The organism is Abyssisolibacter fermentans, from assembly GCF_001559865.1.
GTDB classification, from domain to species: Bacteria; Bacillota; Clostridia; order Tissierellales; family MCWD3; genus Abyssisolibacter; species Abyssisolibacter fermentans.
Window position 1 is genome coordinate 1 of sequence record NZ_LOHE01000018.1, and the last position, 1,830, is coordinate 1,830.

1 protein-coding gene is annotated in these 1,830 nt (G+C 28.9%); it reads right to left on the minus strand.

Going from position 1 to position 1,830, the window contains the following annotated elements; all coding sequences use genetic code 11:
• Positions 1–257 precede the first annotated feature (257 nt).
• A complete protein-coding gene (locus AYC61_RS01165; protein WP_066495576.1) occupies positions 258–1,727 on the minus strand; it encodes an ISLre2 family transposase in 1,470 nt (489 codons plus the stop codon).
• Between the last annotated feature and the right edge of the window lie 103 nt (positions 1,728–1,830).

Genomic DNA, 1,830 nt, shown 5'->3' on the forward strand with positions numbered 1-1,830 from the left:
GATAGCGTTAATTTACTGTAGGAAATATAGGGATAGAAAAACCCCTTAGTGATAATGTAAGAATTATTTTGTTTTATTATAACATATTTCCTGTTAACGCGTATTCATTTTGTATTTACAGTAACTCGCTCTCTTTAGAAGATATTTGATAAATATAGCTATGTAAAGGATGCTACGCACCACCCTCGGTGGCAAGTCCTTGACATATCTATATTTATCAAATAATTAGCAACTAAGAGAGAGTTATCATTATTTTATTATCCACATATCCCTCTTAAGCTTTTTAATACATTATATAATCCATTAGTCTTACCTATTTTCTCTACTGTAGTGTCACTTTTCCATACTTCTAAATATTTCAATCTTTTCATTTTTATTTTTGCATCTATTTTATGCTGTATTTCTTTTTTTATTTCTTTTTCAACTTTGTCTTTCTTATATTTTATTAAACTACGTATTTTTCCTCCATTAGCCTTGTAAATACGTAATCTTGCTATTTTATCTACTCCTATCTTAGACCATCCTAATGGTCTAGAACTCAATCTAGATGAGTATATGTGGCTCACATGGCCTTCGGCACTACATCCTATTTGAGCATATGGATCATCATTTTTTATTATTATTCCGTTCCACTGGCTTAGTATATATTCTTTACATCTTCTTACTGCTTCTTTCTTGGTTTCTGTTGTTGTTAATTCTATTATTTCTCTGAATATTTTCTTTATATTTTTCTTGTTTTCAAAACTAAATTCATCAAATATAGCTTGTTTGTAATCATCTTTAGTGTCTCCTAAGTGACTTGTTGCTTGCGTTATATACTTATTCAAATGATAGTTGTCTAATACGAATTTACACTTGGCTCCTATCACTTCAATACCTGTCTTTATCCAAGATGCTCCATCTCCAGATAAATATATTTTCTCTAGTTCGTCATCATAATAATTTTCATCAATATATTCTACAACTTCTTGCCATAAATTTTCTGGTTTAGAGTATATACCTCCAAAATAGTGTCTATTTATTAATTTATTTCTTTTCCCATTCAATGTTTCTTTTTCAACACCTTCGTAAACATATACTAACCTTGGCATTATGGTATTTTGTTTTCTTCCATACTTATCTTTTTCTAAGTCACCTTTTTTGTTACTAAACTGAAGAGATACATGATCTTCATCTGCGTCTATGTATAATACTTTAACCTTTCTTTTTTCTGTACATACTTTCTTTGCCTTAGGTATTTCTAAATCATGAACTTGCTTCAATACCGCTTGCTTGCTAATTATATCTTCTGTATTTGTCGCATTTTCTCCACTTAATCTATAACTATAATCAGCAACATTTTCTAATGTTTTAACAACAACATCATCACTTATCCTCATATGACTATTTATGCCAACCGCCTTATCGGCTAAATATTCTCTTTCTCCTGTTTTTTTTGATTTAAAATATGTTCTTTTATATTTTACTTCTCCACATGTTGTCATAAAGCTATTGCTATCTTTTCTTATTATGCTCCAATTCTTTTTTCTTGAAATATCATTTCTGTATATTTCATCTATTAATTCAAACACTTCAGAAATTATATTACATTGTAGTTCTTGTAACGGCTTATTCAGCATGTCTACTAAATCTCCGATAGTTTGTGTTTTGTCTTCTATAAATGTTTTTATTATTTTTTCTAAAACTTTTACCCCAAACTCATTAAAGTGTAGTATACTATCATACATAAGAAAGCACCATCCTTTTGTTAAATTTGTTTTCGCAAACTTATATTATCACAAAAGGGTGCTTTCTTTTTTTATTTTTTTCCTACAATAACTTTACGCTAAC

What these genes read in the sequence shown, in the direction of transcription:
- AYC61_RS01165 (WP_066495576.1), bottom strand. Translation starts at nt 1,727, where the DNA reads ATGTATGATAGTATACTACACTTTAATGAGTTTGGGGTAAAAGTTTTA.